Origin of the sequence: Isoptericola sp. NPDC057391, assembly GCF_042668085.1 — a bacterium.
Lineage (GTDB): Bacteria > Actinomycetota > Actinomycetes > Actinomycetales > Cellulomonadaceae > Isoptericola.
Genome location: NZ_JBHVBO010000107.1, coordinates 1 through 14405 on the forward strand (window position 1 = coordinate 1; position 14405 = coordinate 14405).

Consider the following 14405-nt stretch of genomic DNA (forward strand, 5'->3'; position numbering starts at 1 on the left):
GGCCCGGGGTCGTTCCCGCGGGCCCGCGCACGAGCGTCACCGGTGTGTCGAGGAGCCGGTCACTCCTGGCCGGAGAGGTACGACTCGACCGTCACGTCGCCGGCGATGATCTGCTCCTTGAGGGCGTTGACCTCGTCCATGAGGGCGGGGTCGACCTTGTCCTCGAAGTTGTGCAGCGGGGCGAGCCCCACGCCGTCGTTCTCGAGGGTGCCCACGTACGGCGTCGGGTCGAAGTTGCCCTGGCCGGCGGCGAGCACCGCCTCGGAGGTCGAGACGTCCATCCGCTTGAGGATCGAGGTGAGGACGTAGTCCTGCGTGGACGGGTCGGTCTCGTAGAAGTCGGCGTCGACGCCGACGAGCGCGATGTCCTTGCCGGAGTCCTGGATCGCGGCGATCGCGGACTGGTAGATCGGACCGCCGACCGGCAGGAGCACGTCGACACCCTGGTCGATGATGTTCTGCGCGGTCGTCTTCGCGGTCTCGTTGGCCTCGAAGCCGCCCGTGAACGAGCCCTCCTCGCCGCCGGTGTAGCCGACGACCTCGACCTTGGTGCCCTTGGTCTCGTTGTAGTACTCGACGCCCTGCTTGAAGCCGTCCATGAAGATCGTGACCGTCGGGAACGGCTGGCCGCCGAAGGTCCCGACCTTGCCCGTCTCGGAGTACCCCGCGGAGAGGTAGCCGGCGAGGAACGCGGCCTGCGCCGTGTCGTAGAGCAGCGGCTTGATGTTCTCGGCGTCGGCCTTGCCGTCGAAGTCCGCGTCCGCGGCGTCGTCGACGATGATGTAGTGCGTCTCCGGGTTCGCCGTGGCCGACTCGATCGTCGCGGCGGAGAGCGCGAAGCCGACCGACACGATGGCGTCGCAGTTCTGCCCGACGAGCGACTCGAGGTTCGGCTTGAAGTCGCTCTCGGACTGCGACTGGACCTCGACGGCCTGGGTGCCGAGCTCCTCGGCCGCCTGCACGACGCCCTCGTAGCTGAGCTGGTTGAAGCTCTTGTCGTCGAACCCGCCCTGGTCCGAGACGATGCACGGCTTGAAGTCGCTCGTCGCGCCCGCGTTGCCGCCGTCGCCGGACTCCTCGGGTGCCTCCGCACAGGCCGCCAGCGCGAGCGCGGCGACGCCGGCGAGGGCGGTGAGCTTGATCGCTCTCTTCACCTGTCGCTCCTGTCGATCGTTCGTCGGGCCAGGATCGTCCGGCCCGTCACCGACGTGAAGCCTAGCCACCGGCGACCCCACCGAGAACCGCAGGCGACGAACCCGCAGGAGTCGTTACCGAAGCGGTATCGACGCCCCCGACCACCGGAACCTCCGGCAACACGCCGGTCACTTTCCGGCGTCTCACGGCTGCAGCGCGAAACGTCCCAGCAACCGGGCACCGACGGCGATCGACCGCTCGTCCACGACGAGGTCCCCCTGGTGGATGTCGTAGCGCCGCTCCCCCGGCGTCCCGGTGCCGAGCCGGGCCATCGCCCCCGGCACCTTGGTGAGGTACCAGGCGAAGTCCTCGCCGCCGAGCGACTGCTCGGTGAGTAGCACGCCCTCGGGGCCGAGCACCGCCGCGCCCGCCGCCTCGAGCGCGCCCGTCACGGCCGCGTCGTTGTCCACCGGCGGGACGCCGCGCGCGTGCCGCACGGTGACGTCCACCTCGTACGGCGCCACGACCTGCTCCACCGCGTCGTGCAGCACCTGCCCGGCGCGCTCCCACGCGCGCACGTCGAGGCAGCGCAGCGTGCCGCCGACCGTGCCCGTGGCGGGGATGGCGTTGTGGGCGTTGCCCGCGTGCACCGCGCCCCAGGTGAGGTTGACGCCCGAGCGCGGGTCGAGCCGGCGGCCGAGCACCGCGGGCACCTGCGTGATGACCTGCCCCAGGGCGTACACCACGTCGCCCGTCAGGTGCGGCCGCGAGGTGTGCCCGCCCGACGACGACAGGGTCACCGTGACCGTGTCCGACGCGGACGTGATCGGGCCGATGCGGGTGCCGATCTGCCCGACGTCCAGCTTGGGCTCGCAGTGCACGGCGGCGATGCGGTCCACGCCGTCGAGCACGCCCTGCGCGATGACGTCGTGCGCACCGCCGGGCATGACCTCCTCGGCGGGCTGGAAGACCAGCCGCACGCCGCGCTCGAGCAGGCCCTCGTCGTGCAGCGCCGCGAGGGCCAGGCCCGCGCCCAGCACCACCGTGGTGTGCACGTCGTGCCCGCAGGCGTGCGCCACGCCCGGCACCACCGAGCGGAACGGCAGCCCGCACGAGTCGTCGAGGGGCAGCGCGTCGATGTCCGCGCGCAGCGCCACCCGGCCCAGCCCGTCGGGCGACCGGTCGGGGCCGACGTCGCAGACCAGGCCGGTGCCCTCGAGCAGCGTCGGCTCGAGGCCCGCGGCGCGCAGCCGGTCGGCCACGAGCGCGGTGGTGCGCACCTCCTGCCGGCCGAGCTCGGGGTGCGCGTGCACGTCGCGGCGGATCTCCACCAGCTCGGCCTCGAGCCCCGCCACGATCTCGTCGAGCCGCGCCCCGGGTGCGCCGACGGCCGCCTCCCGGGCGCTCACAGGACGTCCTCGCGGCCGTGGGCGCGCATCGCGTCGACCATGTCCTTGACCTGCTGCGCGCGGGCCCGGGTCGTGACCAGCAGCGCGTCGGGCGTGTCCACCACGACGACGTCGTCGATGCCGAGCAGCGCGACCACCCGGTCCCCGCCGGGCACGACGACCGCCCCGGCGGACTGCACGCGCACCACGTCGGCCGGGTCGCCCAGCACCTTGGAGCCGCCCTCGTCGTCCGACGGCAGCAGCGCGGCGAGCGAGTTGAAGTCGCCGACGTCGTCCCACCCGAACGTGCCGGGCACGACGGCGACGCCGCCCTCGGCCGCGACGGGCTCCGCGACGGCGTGGTCGATCGCGATCTTCTCCAGGCCGGGCCACACCCGGGCGACCACGGCCGCGCGGTCCGGCGTGTCCCAGGCGGCGGCGATCTCCCGCAGCCCGTCGTGCAGCGCGGGGCGGTGCGTCGCCAGGTGCCGCAGCAGGACCGAGGAGCGCGCCACGAAGATGCCGGCGTTCCAGCGGTACTCGCCGGAGGCGACGTACTCGCGCGCGGTCGCGGCGTCGGGCTTCTCCGTGAAGCCGCGCGCGTGCAGGGCGCTCGGCGCGCCCTCGACGCCCAGCGGGTCGCCGCTGCGCACGTAGCCGAACGCCACGGAGGGGCGCGAGGCGGCGATGCCGATCGTCGCGACGTAGCCGGCGCGCGCGGCCTCGACGGCCTCCCGCACCGCGGCGTCGAACGACGCCGCGCCGGAGACCACCTGGTCCGCGGCGAAGGACCCGACGACGACGTCCCCGTGCCGGTGCTCGAGCACCGCGGCGGCCAGCCCGATCGCCGCCATCGAGTCGCGCGGGGACGGCTCGGCGAGCACGGCGTCGTCGGCGAGCTCGGGCAGCTGCTCGCGCGCGGCCTCGACGTGCGGCTCGCCCGTGACGAGCACGACCCCGCCGCCGGCCAGCGGCCGCAGGCGGTCGACGGTGCCCTGCAGCAGCGTGCGCCCCGCGCCCGTGAGGTCGTGCAGGAACTTGGGCGCGCCCGCCCGGGACAGCGGCCACAGGCGGGTGCCGGCGCCTCCGGCGGGAACCACGGCGTAGAACCCGGGGACCGAGGGACGGGAGGGGGGCGCCGCAGTGCTCATCCCCGCAGCATAGGCGTGCTGACGGCCGGGCCGTCGGCGACGTCAACCCTGTGGAATAGGTCACGAAAGCCACCGGACCGTCCCGGTTTGCCGGACCTCGTGTGCCGCGAGACGACCGGATGTCACTACAGTGACCGTGAACGGAATCCACACAGAATCCGCCAACGGAGGCTCCCCCCGTGCCTACAGCACCTGCTGGCACGCTCTACCGCGGCCGTGAAGGCATGTGGTCCTGGGTCGCGCATCGCGTGACCGGCGTGCTCATCTTCTTCTTCCTCCTCGTGCACATCCTGGACACGGCTCTCGTCCGGGTGTCACCCGAGGCCTACAACGCCGTCATCGGGACGTACCAGACGCCGATCATGGGACTCGGGGAGGCCGGCCTCGTCGCCGCGATCGTCTTCCACGCGTTCAACGGCATCCGCGTGATCCTCGTCGACTTCTGGGCCAAGGGCCCGAAGTACCAGCGGACCATGCTCTGGGTCGTCGTCGGCCTGTTCGTCGTGACCATGGCCGGCTTCCTGCCGCGGCACCTGATGAACGTCTTCGGAGGTGGGCACTGATGGCCACGACACAGAGCGGCTCCGCGATCGCTCCCCCTCGCTCGCCCTACGCCCGCCGCAAGACGACCCGCAGCAACTACGAGCTGTACAGCTGGGTCTTCATGCGGGCGTCCGGCGTCGTGCTGATCGTGCTGATCTTCGGCCACCTGTTCGTCAACCTCATGGTGGGCGAGGGCGTGCACGCGATCGACTTCGCCTTCGTCGGCGGCAAGTGGTCCAGCCCCTTCTGGCAGATCTGGGACCTGCTGATGCTGTGGCTCGCGATGATCCACGGGACCAACGGCGTGCGCACGATCATCAACGACTACGCCCAGAAGGACTCCACCCGCGGCGTGCTCAAGGTGCTGCTGTACCTGGCGTTCACGATCGTGGTCGTGCTCGGCACCCTCGTGATCTTCACGTTCAACCCCTGCCCGCCGGGCAGCCCGGCCGAGCTCCTGCCGTCGATCTGCTTCTCGAACTAAGGACAGGCACCCCCCGATGCAGACACATCAGTACGACGTCGTCATCGTCGGCGCAGGCGGCGCCGGCATGCGCGCGGCGCTCGAGGCCTCCGGCGAGGCCCGCACCGCGGTCATCTCGAAGCTCTACCCCACCCGCTCCCACACCGGTGCCGCCCAGGGCGGCATGGCGGCGGCCCTCGCGAACGTCGAGGAGGACAACTGGGAGTGGCACACGTTCGACACCGTCAAGGGCGGTGACTACCTGGTCGACCAGGACGCGGCGGAGATCCTCGCGAAGGAGGCCATCGACTCGGTCCTCGACCTGGAGAAGATGGGCCTGCCGTTCAACCGCACGCCCGAGGGCCGCATCGACCAGCGCCGGTTCGGCGGGCACACCCGCGAGCACGGCCAGGCCGCGGTGCGCCGCGCCTGCTACGCCGCGGACCGCACCGGCCACATGATCCTGCAGACGCTGTACCAGAACTGCGTGAAGCAGAACGTCGAGTTCTACAACGAGTTCTACGTGCTGGACCTGCTCACGGACCACGACCTCACCACCGAACAGCTCGAGGACGGGGCCGAGGTCAACGCGACCGGCGTCGTCGCCTACGACCTGGCGAGCGGCGAGATCCACGTGTTCCAGGCGAAGGCGATCATCTTCGCCACCGGCGGCGCGGGCAAGATCTTCAAGACGACGTCGAACGCGCACACCCTCACGGGCGACGGCATGGCGCTGGCGTACCGCCGCGGCCTGCCGCTGGAGGACATGGAGTTCTTCCAGTTCCACCCGACGGGCCTCGCGGGCCTCGGCATCCTCCTGTCGGAGGCGGCGCGCGGCGAGGGCGGCATCCTGCGCAACTCCGACGGCGAGCGCTTCATGGAGCGCTACGCCCCCACCATCAAGGACCTCGCGCCGCGCGACATCGTCGCCCGCTCGATGGCCAACGAGGTGCGCGAGGGCCGCGGTGCCGGTCCGAACAAGGACTACGTGCTGCTGGACCTCACGCACCTGGAGCCCGCGCACATCGACGCGAAGCTCCCGGACATCACCGAGTTCGCGCGCACCTACCTCGGCATCGAGCCGTACACCGAGCCGGTGCCCGTCTACCCGACGGCGCACTACGCGATGGGCGGCGTGCCGACCAACGTCCAGGGCGAGGTGCTGCGCGACAGCCACAACGTCGTCAAGGGCCTGTACGCGGCCGGCGAGGTCGCGTGCGTGTCCGTGCACGGCTCGAACCGCCTCGGCACCAACTCGCTGCTCGACATCAACGTCTTCGGCAAGCGCGCCGGCCGCTCCGCCGCCGCCTACGCGAAGACGGTCGCCCAGCACCGGGAGCTCCCCGAGAACCCGACCGCCCGCGTCGAGGCGCAGCTGGCCGAGATGCGCGACCGCCCCGACGGCGAGCGCGTGGCCGACGTGCGCAAGGCCCTGCAGGAGACCATGGACGCGAACGCCCAGGTCTTCCGCACCGGTGACTCGCTCAACGAGGCGCTCGCCACGATCCGCGAGCTGCAGAAGCGCTACCGGAACGTCTCGGTGCAGGACAAGGGCAAGCTGTTCAACACCGACCTCCTCGAGGCCATCGAGCTCGGCTTCCTGCTCGACATCGCCGAGGTCACGGTCGTCGCGGCGATCAACCGCAAGGAGTCGCGCGGCGGTCACTACCGGGAGGACTACCCGAACCGCGACGACGCGAACTACATGCTGCACACGATGGCGTACCGCCGTCCGACGTCGGCCCCCGACGCCGGCGACGGCCACGTCCCGGGCTACTTCGACCACGTCGAGGACTTCGGGGACTACAAGGTCGTCCTGGGGTCGAAGCCCGTGACCCAGACGCGCTACGAGCCGATGGAGCGGAAGTACTGATGACTGCTGTTCTCGAGAACCCCGCGACGGAGTCGCCGAAGCCCGAGGTGGGCGCGATCCCCTCGTTCGAGGTCACGCTGCGCATCCGGCGCTACAACCCCGAGTCCGAGCACGGCGAGGAGTCGACCTGGGACGACTTCACCGTCACCGCGCACGGCACCGACCGCGTCCTGGACGCCCTGCACATGATCAAGTGGGAGCAGGACGGGTCGCTGACCTTCCGTCGCTCGTGTGCTCATGGAGTGTGCGGCTCCGACGCGATGCGGATCAACGGCCGCAACCGGCTCGCCTGCAAGACGCTCCTCAAGGACGTCAACCCGGACAAGCCGATCACGGTCGAGCCCATCAAGGGCCTGCCCGTCGTCAAGGACCTCGTGGTCGACATGGAGCCGTTCTTCGCCTCCTATCGCGAGATCATGCCGTTCCTCATCACCTCGGGGAACGAGCCGACGCGCGAGCGCCTGCAGTCCGCGGAGGACCGCGAGCGCTTCGACGACACCACCAAGTGCATCCTGTGCGCGGCGTGCACGTCGTCCTGCCCCGTGTTCTGGACCGACGGCCAGTACTTCGGCCCGGCCGCGATCGTCAACGCGCACCGGTTCATCTTCGACAGCCGCGACGAGGGCGCCACCCAGCGCCTGGAGATCCTCAACGACAAGGAGGGCGTGTGGCGCTGCCGCACGACCTTCAACTGCACCGAGGCCTGCCCGCGCGGCATCGAGGTCACCAAGGCGATCCAGGAGGTCAAGCGCGCCATGATCACGCGCGCGTTCTGACCTCCCGGCCGCCGCGGCCCACCCGGCGCACGCTGGACATCCGCATGGCGTAGGAGCCCCGTCGTACCCCGCGTACGACGGGGCTCCACGGCTTTCCGGAGCCCTGCCCGCGACGCACGACGCGCTCGATCTCCGCCGCGTCCCGCATCGCGGCGACCTCCGCCTCCGCACGGGCGATCTCGTCCAGCCGGGGCGGGTCGTACACCCAGGCGCACATCAGCAGCAGCACCCGGGCCACGAAGTTCACCAGCACCAGCACGGTCACGAGGCCCGCGAACGCCGCGAGCAGGGCGTTCCGCTCCGCTCCGGCGGCCACGACCGACGTGCCCAGCCAGCGCAGCACGCCGGCCACGACGCCGGCGCCGAGACAGCCCAGCACGAAGTCTCGCCTCCGGCGCGGACGCACGCGGGCGACGACCCGGACGATGAGGTAGACGAGCAGCGCGTCGAGCAGCACGCCCACCACGGCGGTGCCGAGCGCGGTCAGCTGGGCGAGCAGGTACGAGCTGCCGAACCACGCCTGCATCTGTCGGCTGAACGTCTGCGCGAGGATGCTCGCCCCCGCGGAGGCCACGATCATCGCCCCGAGGATGACGAACCCGAGCAGCTCCCAGATCTTCGACAGCACGGGACTGACGCCCACGACGGGCTGGTCGAACATCGACCGCACGGAGATGCGCAGCGCCCGCATGAAGCCAATTGCGGTCCAGAGGAAGACGACCGCGGCGATCACGCTGGCCCACGAGACGACGGAGGTGAGCACCAGGTCGCTGGGCGCGATGACGCCCTCCGGGTCATCGGAGGTCTTGATCAGGCCCGGGAGCCAGTCGTTGATCTGCTCGAAGACCTCGTCCTGCAGCTCCTGCCGCCCGGCCAGCACCCGCGAGAACACCGTGAAGCCGATGGTCAGCGCCGCGAACAGCGAGAAGATCGCCGTGTAGGCGATGCCGCCGCACAGGAGCGCCCCGCGGCGGTCGACGTACCAGTACCACGAGCGCACGGGGCGCAGGCTCTTGAACCACTCGTAGACGGTCAGGGAACGCTCCCTGGCGCGCTCGAGTCGGTCGTTCACACCGCGACCCTAGGGAGCGGGGTGCTCCCCCGCGAGCCGGAAGGAGCGTTGCGGGCGCCACACGCCGTCGTCGCCGTGCTCGTACTGCCACAGGCGGTCGACCTCGAACACGCCGTCGAAGTCCGCCATCTCGACGAAGGCGCGGTCCAGGTCGGCCTCGGAGACCTCGTGCGCGACGGTCACGTGCGGGTGGTAGTTGAACCGCAGCTCCTGGGCCAGCACGCCCGAGCGGGCGGCGGTCTCGAGCTGCTCGCACTCCGCGATGCCCTCGGCGAGGGCCACGAACACCACGGGCGAGATCGGGCGGAACGTGCCGGCCCCGCGCAGGTGCACCCGGAACGGCGCGGTCTCGGCCGCGACCTTCTCCAGGTGCTCGACGACGGCGTCCAGCACGGACTCGTCGACGACAGTGGGGCCGATCACCGTGATGTGCGGCGGGATGGCGTGGGCCAGCGGGTCGCCGAGCGAGGCGCGGGCCTCCTGCAGCTGCGTGCCGTACGGCTCAGGCACCGCGATGGCGACGCCGATCCGCACCTGGGCCGGGCCGCGGTCGGGGAGGTTCACCGGGCGCCTCGGGGCAGCAGGCCGAACCGGTCGTAGACCCGGTCGAGCACGGGGCGCGCGATCTCCCGCGCGCGCTCCGCGCCGTCGGCGAGCACCTTGTCGAGCTGGGCCGGGTCCGACAGGTAGGTCTGCGCCCGCGCCTGGAACGGCTCGAGGAAGGCGACGACGGCGTCGGCGAGGTCCACCTTGAGGTAGCCGTAGCCGCGGCCGTCGTACTCGGCGGCGATCTCGTCGACGCCGCGGCCGGTCACGGCCGAGAAGATCGTGAGCAGGTTGGAGACGCCCGGCTTGGCCACCGGGTCGTACCGCACGCCGTACGTCTCGTCCGCGTCGGTCACCGCCGACTTGATCGCCTTGACGGCCCTCTTCGGGTCCTCGAGCAGCCAGATGACGCCCTTGCCGCCGGCGTTCGACTTGCTCATCTTCGCCGTCGGCTCCTGCAGGTCCTGGATCTTCGCCACGGCCTTGACGATGTGCGCCTCGGGGACGACCGCGGTGCCCTCGCCGAAACGGGCGTTCAGCCGATCCGCGAGGTCGCGGGTGAGCTCGAGGTGCTGGCGCTGGTCCTCGCCGACCGGCACGAGCGCCGTGTCGTAGAGCAGGATGTCCGCGGCCATGAGGACGGGGTACGTGAACAGGCCCACCGTGGTGCCCTCGGAGCCCTGCTTGGCGGACTTGTCCTTGAACTGCGTCATGCGGCCGGCCTCGCCGAACCCGGTCTGGCACGACAGGAGCCACGCCAGCTCCGCGTGCTCGGCGACGTGCGACTGCACGAACAGGATGGACCGCTCGGGGTCGATGCCGCCGGCCAGGTACTGGGCGGCGGTGCGGCGGGTGCGCTCGCGCAGCGCCGCCGGGTCCGGGTTGACCGTCAGGGCGTGCAGGTCGACGACGCAGTACAGCGCCTCGTGGCCGTCCTGGAGCGCCACCCACTGGGCGAGGGCGCCCAGGTAGTTCCCGAGGTGCAGCGACCCGTCGGTCGGCTGCATGCCGGAGAAGATGCGGGGCAGTCCCGGCGCGGACGCTCCGCGCTGGAGGGACGGTGAGGTGGCGACGTCGGACATGGCGTCCATTGTGGCAGGTCGGCCGGGCGGCTCGGAAACGCGTCCGCCCTCGGCCGGACGGGTCAGGTGGCCTCGTCGTCGAACGGGGCGGGCACGGCGGCACGGCGCTCGCCGGAGGCGCTGGTCGCCGCGGCCGTGGCGGTGCCGCCCGCCGCGGCGGCGGCCCGGGGCGCGGGGTCCGGACCGTCGTCGTCGTCCATGAGCGCCTCGCGCACGATGCGGCGGGGGTCGTACTGGCGCGGGTCGAGCTTGGACCAGTCCACGTCCTTGAACTCCGGCCCCAGCTCGGTGTCCACACGCGCCTTGGTGTCCTGCAGCAGGCGCTTGCCCCGCTTCACGAGCGAGGCCAGCTGGGCGGCATACCCGGGGAGGCGCTCGGGCCCGATGAGCAGGACGGCGAGCACCACGATGACGAGGAGCTCACCGCCGTTGATGTCGAACACGCGGACAGCCTATTCGCTCTCGCGCTCCTGCAGCACCACCCGGACGTCCCGTTCCTCGCCGTCGGTGCGCACGCGCAGCGTCACCGCGTCCCCGGGCTGGCGGGCGCGGATCGCGACGATGAGCGCGTCGCTCACGGTCACGGGCCGGCCGTCGATCTCCAGGATGACGTCGCCGGGGCGGATGCCGGCCCGGTCGGCCGGGCCGTCGGGGGTGACGGCCGGCTGGCCCTGCTGGGACGCGGCGGAGACCAGCACCCCCTCGCCCGTGTAGGTCGTGTCGAGCAGCGCCCCGATCACCGGGTACGTCGCGTGCCCCGTCTCGATGAGCTGCTCGGCCGTGTGGCGCGCCTGGGACGCGGGGATCGCGAAGCCCAGGCCGATGCTGCCGGTGGCGGACATCGCGCCCGGCGGCTGCGCGATGGCCGAGTTGATCCCGACCACCTCGCCGTCGGCGTCGATCAGCGGGCCGCCGGAGTTGCCCGGGTTGATCGCGGCGTCGGTCTGGATCGCGTCGATGAACGCCGTCGTGGCGCCTCCCCCGCTGCCCTCGCCCGCCTGCACCGGCCGGTGCAGGGCGCTGACGATGCCGGTCGTCACCGTGGAGTCCAGTCCCAGCGGAGCGCCGACGGCGAGCACCGGGTCGCCGACGACCACCGCGTCGGAGTCGCCGAGGACCAGCGGCTCCAGGCCGTCGGCGTCGACCTTCACCACGGCCAGGTCGTAGTCCGCGGTGCGGCCCACCACCTCGGCGTCGCGCTTGCGGCCGTCGGCGAAGACCACGACCGCCGAGCCCCCCGACGCCGCCGCGGGGGCGACCACGTGGTTGTTCGTGAGGATGTACCCGTCCTCGCGCAGCACGAAGCCCGAGCCGCTCGACGCGCCCTTCGCGCCCTGCACCTGGATCGAGACCACGCTGGGCAGCACGTCGGCGGCGAGCGCCGCGACGGAGCCGTCCGGGCGGTCGGCACCGGCGGACGCCCCGGCGGCCGTGCCCCGGTCGGCGTCCTGCCCGCCCGAGGTCGGGAGCGCCGCGTCCGCGGGCCTCCCGTCGTCCAGGGCGTCCGACACGCGGTCTCCCGCGAAGCCGCCGACGACGCCCGCGACGAGGGCCAGCGCCACGACCGACGCCGTCGGGCGACGGCGTCGTGGCGGCCTCGCCGCCGCGGGGGTCACGGGGGTCAGCGGGGTCGCGGGCGCCTCCTGGGCCACGTCGGCCGCGTCGACCGCATCGACCGGGGCGGCCGGGGCGCCGTCGGCCCGGGCGGGCGCGTCGCCCGCCGGGGGCACGGACTCCGTGGCGGGGAACAGCGTCGCCGCGGGCGGCGGCTGGTACGGGTCGGGCCCCGGCGCCCGGGCGGGCGGCTCGGGCGGCGCGAACAGGTCGTCGGCGGGGCGGGACGGTTCGGTCATCGGCGCCAGACGGCTCCTGTCATCGCGTCGGACATCGCTCCGGTCATCGCTCCGGTCATCGCGTCGCTCACCACGGTCCAGCCGCGGGAGATGTCGCGCAGGACGCCCGCGTCGTCGCCCTCGGCGGAGCCGGGGAACGCCGCCACGAGCTCCGCGAGCGCGTCCGCGTCGACATCGGTCGCCACGTCGACGACCGTGTCCCCCGACTGCCAGGCCACGTGCCACGGGTCGGCGGACAGCACCCGCACGTCGTGGCCGCGGACGGCGAGTCCGCCGTCCGACCCGCCCGCCCCGTCGGTGGTCCCGGCGACGGCCGTGCCCAGGTCCGCGAGCCGGCCCTGCCGCAGGCAGGCGACGGCGGTCCCGTCCGGCCCGGCCAGGTCCAGCTCGACGGCGGAGCCCGAGCCGCCCGTGCCGGCGCAGCCGTCGGTGCGCAGCGCGGTCACGGCGTACCCGTCGGGCAGCGCGGCGGGCGCGGACCAGCCGTGGTCGGCCAGCCAGGCGAGGGCGTCGGCGGTGGCCGCGCGGCCGGCGGCGGCGTCGTGGCCGCCCGGCTCGGCGTCCGCCAGCAGCGTGAGCGCCGCGACCCGCGACGGGTCGGGGCTCACCACGGGCGCCTGGCCCAGCACGAACAGCGCGACGCCGAGCGCGCCGACGCCGCCCGCCCCGACGGCGACCAGCCGCCGGGTGCGGTGCCTCCGGCGTGAGCCCAGGTCGCCCGACAGGGACGGCTCCCACGCCCGGGGCCGCTCCCAGTCGGCGGACCGACCGCGGTCGCGCAGCGGGTCGCCGTTCGTCGTCGGGATGGAGGCCGACAGCGCGAGCAGGCGGTTCGTGAGCTCCGGGTCGGGCGCGACGTCGCAGGCCGCCGCGAGCGCGCGGTGCGCGGCCCGCGCCGCGTCGAGCTCGGTCGCGCACCGGGGGCAGCCCGCGACGTGCGCGAGCGCCCGCTCGGTCGCCGCGGCGTCGAGCTGGCCGTCGGCGAGGTCGCTCACCCAGGCCCCGAGGTGCCCGGACCCGGCGTACCCCGTCACGACGCCGCCCCGCCGCTCGCGTCCCGCGCGGTCACCTCCGCGCGACGGTGCTCCAGCGCGTCGCGGAGCTGCGCGCGAGCCCGGTGGATGCGGGAGCGGACCGTGCCGAGCTTGATGCCCAGCGTGACGGCGATCTCCTCGTAGCTGAGGCCCTCGATGTCGCACAGCACGACGGCCGCGCGGTACTCGGGGCGCAGCGCGTCGAGCGCGGCCTGCACGTCGTGGTCCAGGTTGGCGTGCTCGAACCCGCGCTCCGGGCGCCCGTGGTCCTCGGGGGCCGCCACGCGGGCGGCGTCGTCGCCCATCGCCTCCATGCGGATGCGCTTCTTGCGCCGCACCTGGTCGAGGAACAGGTTGGTCGTGATGCGGTGCAGCCAGCCCTCGAACGTGCCCGGGGTGTAGCTGGAGAGCGACCGGAACACGCGCAGGAACGTCTCCTGGGTGAGGTCCTCGGCGTCCTGCCGGTTGCCGCTGAGCCGGTAGGCCAGGCGGTAGACGCGCGCCGAGTGCTCGCGCACGATCTCGTCCCACGTCGGGGGCGTCCACGGCGTCTCGAGCACGGCGTCCTCGGGCGCGCCGAAGGCCGCCTCGGCGGGGGCCTCGGGCACGTCCTGCACGGGAGCGGGGTCGGTCGTCATCATCACCATCGTCCCACGGCAACGCCCGGGCACGCCGCGGCGTTCCCGCGTACGATCACCGCAGCATCACCCGCGCCGGCCGTCCGCCGGCGACCCCGCCGTGGAGGACCGCCATCACCACCGACGTCGACGCCCGCAGCGGTCGCACCGCAGCCTGGGCCTACAGCGAGTCCTTCGTCCCCGAGGACGAGGTGCTGCTGCGCGCCCGCGAGCGCGCGGCGGAGCTCGGCTGCGGTGCCGTCTCCCCCGGCACGGGGGCGCTGCTGCAGGTCGTGGCCGCCGCGCTCGGCGCGCGGGCCGTCGTCGAGGTCGGCACGGCCACCGGCGTGGCCGCCCTCTGGCTCCTGCGCGGCATGCCGGCCGACGGCGTGCTCACGACCATCGACGCCGAGCTCGAGCACCAGCGGGCGGCGAAGCGCGCCTTCGCCGAGGCGGGGGTCGCGCCGGGCCGCACCCGGACCATCCCCGGCCGGCCGGCCGACGTCCTGCCCCGCCTCACCGACGGCGCGTACGACCTCGTGCTCGTCGGGGCGGAGCCGCACTCCTACCCCGAGTACGTCGAGGCGGCCCTGAGGCTGCTGCGCCCCGGCGGCGTCCTCGCCCTGGACGGGGCCCTGCACGGCGGGCGCGTGCCCGACCCCGCGCGGCGCGACGAGGTGACCACCGTGGTGCGCGACGTCGGGCGCGCGCTGCGCTCCGACGACCGCGTGCTGTCCGCGCTGGCGCCGTCCGGCGACGGGCTCCTGCTCGCGGTCCGCCGCTGAGCGACCTGTTCCCTAGACGCGACGAGCGCGGGGCGTCCGCCCCGCCCTCGTCGCGTCTCGGCGGCCTCCGCCGGCCGGCGTCGACCGC

15 protein-coding genes are annotated in these 14405 nt (G+C 73.3%); 5 read left to right on the forward strand and 10 right to left on the reverse strand.

The window, feature by feature from the left end; all coding sequences use genetic code 11:
- Positions 1 to 59: 59 nt before the first annotated feature.
- The 3 genes from ACFUVW_RS13635 to ACFUVW_RS13645 form a co-directional block, all read right to left on the reverse strand.
- Entirely contained in the window at positions 60 to 1154 is a 1095-nt protein-coding gene (locus ACFUVW_RS13635) for a BMP family protein (RefSeq protein WP_430571873.1), read from the reverse strand.
- A gap of 183 nt (positions 1155 to 1337) precedes the next feature.
- On the reverse strand, positions 1338 to 2543 hold the full coding sequence (locus ACFUVW_RS13640; RefSeq protein ID WP_430571874.1) for an amidohydrolase: 1206 nt from the start codon (positions 2541 to 2543) through the stop codon (positions 1338 to 1340).
- On the reverse strand, positions 2540 to 3673 hold the full coding sequence (locus tag ACFUVW_RS13645) for a mannose-1-phosphate guanylyltransferase (RefSeq protein WP_430571875.1): 1134 nt from the start codon (positions 3671 to 3673) through the stop codon (positions 2540 to 2542). Before ACFUVW_RS13645 ends, ACFUVW_RS13640 begins: the two co-directional genes overlap by 4 nt.
- Before the next feature lie 179 nt (positions 3674 to 3852).
- Between ACFUVW_RS13645 and sdhC the strand changes: the two genes are divergently transcribed.
- From sdhC to ACFUVW_RS13665, 4 genes are read left to right on the forward strand one after another with little or no spacing between them, the layout of a single operon-like run.
- A complete protein-coding gene (gene sdhC / locus ACFUVW_RS13650; protein WP_429762505.1) occupies positions 3853 to 4236 on the forward strand; it encodes a succinate dehydrogenase, cytochrome b556 subunit in 384 nt (127 codons plus the stop codon).
- Complete coding sequence (locus ACFUVW_RS13655; protein WP_430571876.1) at positions 4236 to 4700, forward strand: succinate dehydrogenase hydrophobic membrane anchor subunit; 465 nt, start codon at positions 4236 to 4238, stop codon at positions 4698 to 4700. The genes sdhC and ACFUVW_RS13655 overlap by 1 nt, the downstream gene beginning before the upstream one ends.
- A gap of 16 nt (positions 4701 to 4716) precedes the next feature.
- Positions 4717 to 6552: a succinate dehydrogenase flavoprotein subunit gene (gene sdhA, locus ACFUVW_RS13660; protein WP_430571877.1), complete on the forward strand. Its 1836-nt coding sequence runs from the start codon at positions 4717 to 4719 to the stop codon at positions 6550 to 6552.
- Positions 6552 to 7328: a succinate dehydrogenase iron-sulfur subunit gene (locus tag ACFUVW_RS13665; RefSeq protein WP_430571878.1), complete on the forward strand. Its 777-nt coding sequence runs from the start codon at positions 6552 to 6554 to the stop codon at positions 7326 to 7328. Before sdhA ends, ACFUVW_RS13665 begins: the two co-directional genes overlap by 1 nt.
- On the opposite strand, the gene ACFUVW_RS13670 is transcribed toward ACFUVW_RS13665, so the two are convergent.
- The 7 genes from ACFUVW_RS13670 to sigE form a co-directional block, all read right to left on the reverse strand.
- The gene (locus tag ACFUVW_RS13670; RefSeq protein WP_430571879.1) at positions 7312 to 8400 is read right to left on the reverse strand and encodes a YihY/virulence factor BrkB family protein; all 1089 of its coding nucleotides are present in this window, start codon (positions 8398 to 8400) and stop codon (positions 7312 to 7314) included. The two genes, ACFUVW_RS13665 and ACFUVW_RS13670, sit on opposite strands and share 17 nt — an antisense overlap.
- 9 nt (positions 8401 to 8409) lie before the next feature.
- Positions 8410 to 8964, reverse strand: coding sequence for a 2'-5' RNA ligase family protein (locus ACFUVW_RS13675; RefSeq protein WP_430571880.1), 555 nt, complete (start codon positions 8962 to 8964; stop codon positions 8410 to 8412).
- Positions 8961 to 10028, reverse strand: a complete 1068-nt coding sequence (trpS, locus tag ACFUVW_RS13680) for a tryptophan--tRNA ligase (RefSeq protein ID WP_430571881.1) — start codon at positions 10026 to 10028, stop codon at positions 8961 to 8963. Before trpS ends, ACFUVW_RS13675 begins: the two co-directional genes overlap by 4 nt.
- Positions 10029 to 10090: 62 nt before the next feature.
- Positions 10091 to 10471, reverse strand: a complete 381-nt coding sequence (locus ACFUVW_RS13685) for a Sec-independent protein translocase TatB (RefSeq protein WP_430571882.1) — start codon at positions 10469 to 10471, stop codon at positions 10091 to 10093.
- Positions 10472 to 10480: 9 nt separating this feature from the next.
- Positions 10481 to 11881 (reverse strand): S1C family serine protease, encoded by a 1401-nt coding sequence (locus ACFUVW_RS13690; protein ID WP_430571883.1) that lies wholly within the window; start codon positions 11879 to 11881, stop codon positions 10481 to 10483.
- Positions 11878 to 12876: a zf-HC2 domain-containing protein gene (locus tag ACFUVW_RS13695; protein ID WP_430571884.1), complete on the reverse strand. Its 999-nt coding sequence runs from the start codon at positions 12874 to 12876 to the stop codon at positions 11878 to 11880. Before ACFUVW_RS13695 ends, ACFUVW_RS13690 begins: the two co-directional genes overlap by 4 nt.
- Positions 12877 to 12911: 35 nt before the next feature.
- Positions 12912 to 13553: an RNA polymerase sigma factor SigE gene (sigE, locus tag ACFUVW_RS13700; protein WP_430571885.1), complete on the reverse strand. Its 642-nt coding sequence runs from the start codon at positions 13551 to 13553 to the stop codon at positions 12912 to 12914.
- Positions 13554 to 13744: 191 nt separating this feature from the next.
- Here sigE and ACFUVW_RS13705 point away from each other — a divergent pair, with 191 nt between their 5' ends.
- Positions 13745 to 14317, forward strand: a complete 573-nt coding sequence (locus ACFUVW_RS13705) for an O-methyltransferase (protein WP_430571886.1) — start codon at positions 13745 to 13747, stop codon at positions 14315 to 14317.
- The last annotated feature ends 88 nt before the right edge of the window (positions 14318 to 14405 follow it).

What these genes read in the sequence shown, in the direction of transcription:
- ACFUVW_RS13690 (WP_430571883.1), bottom strand. Translation starts at nt 11,881, where the DNA reads ATGACCGAACCGTCCCGCCCCGCCGACGACCTGTTCGCGCCGCCCGAG.
- ACFUVW_RS13645 (WP_430571875.1), bottom strand. Translation starts at nt 3,673, where the DNA reads ATGAGCACTGCGGCGCCCCCCTCCCGTCCCTCGGTCCCCGGGTTCTAC.
- sdhA (WP_430571877.1), top strand. Translation starts at nt 4,717, where the DNA reads ATGCAGACACATCAGTACGACGTCGTCATCGTCGGCGCAGGCGGCGCC.
- ACFUVW_RS13665 (WP_430571878.1), top strand. Translation starts at nt 6,552, where the DNA reads ATGACTGCTGTTCTCGAGAACCCCGCGACGGAGTCGCCGAAGCCCGAG.
- trpS (WP_430571881.1), bottom strand. Translation starts at nt 10,028, where the DNA reads ATGTCCGACGTCGCCACCTCACCGTCCCTCCAGCGCGGAGCGTCCGCG.
- sigE (WP_430571885.1), bottom strand. Translation starts at nt 13,553, where the DNA reads ATGACGACCGACCCCGCTCCCGTGCAGGACGTGCCCGAGGCCCCCGCC.
- ACFUVW_RS13655 (WP_430571876.1), top strand. Translation starts at nt 4,236, where the DNA reads ATGGCCACGACACAGAGCGGCTCCGCGATCGCTCCCCCTCGCTCGCCC.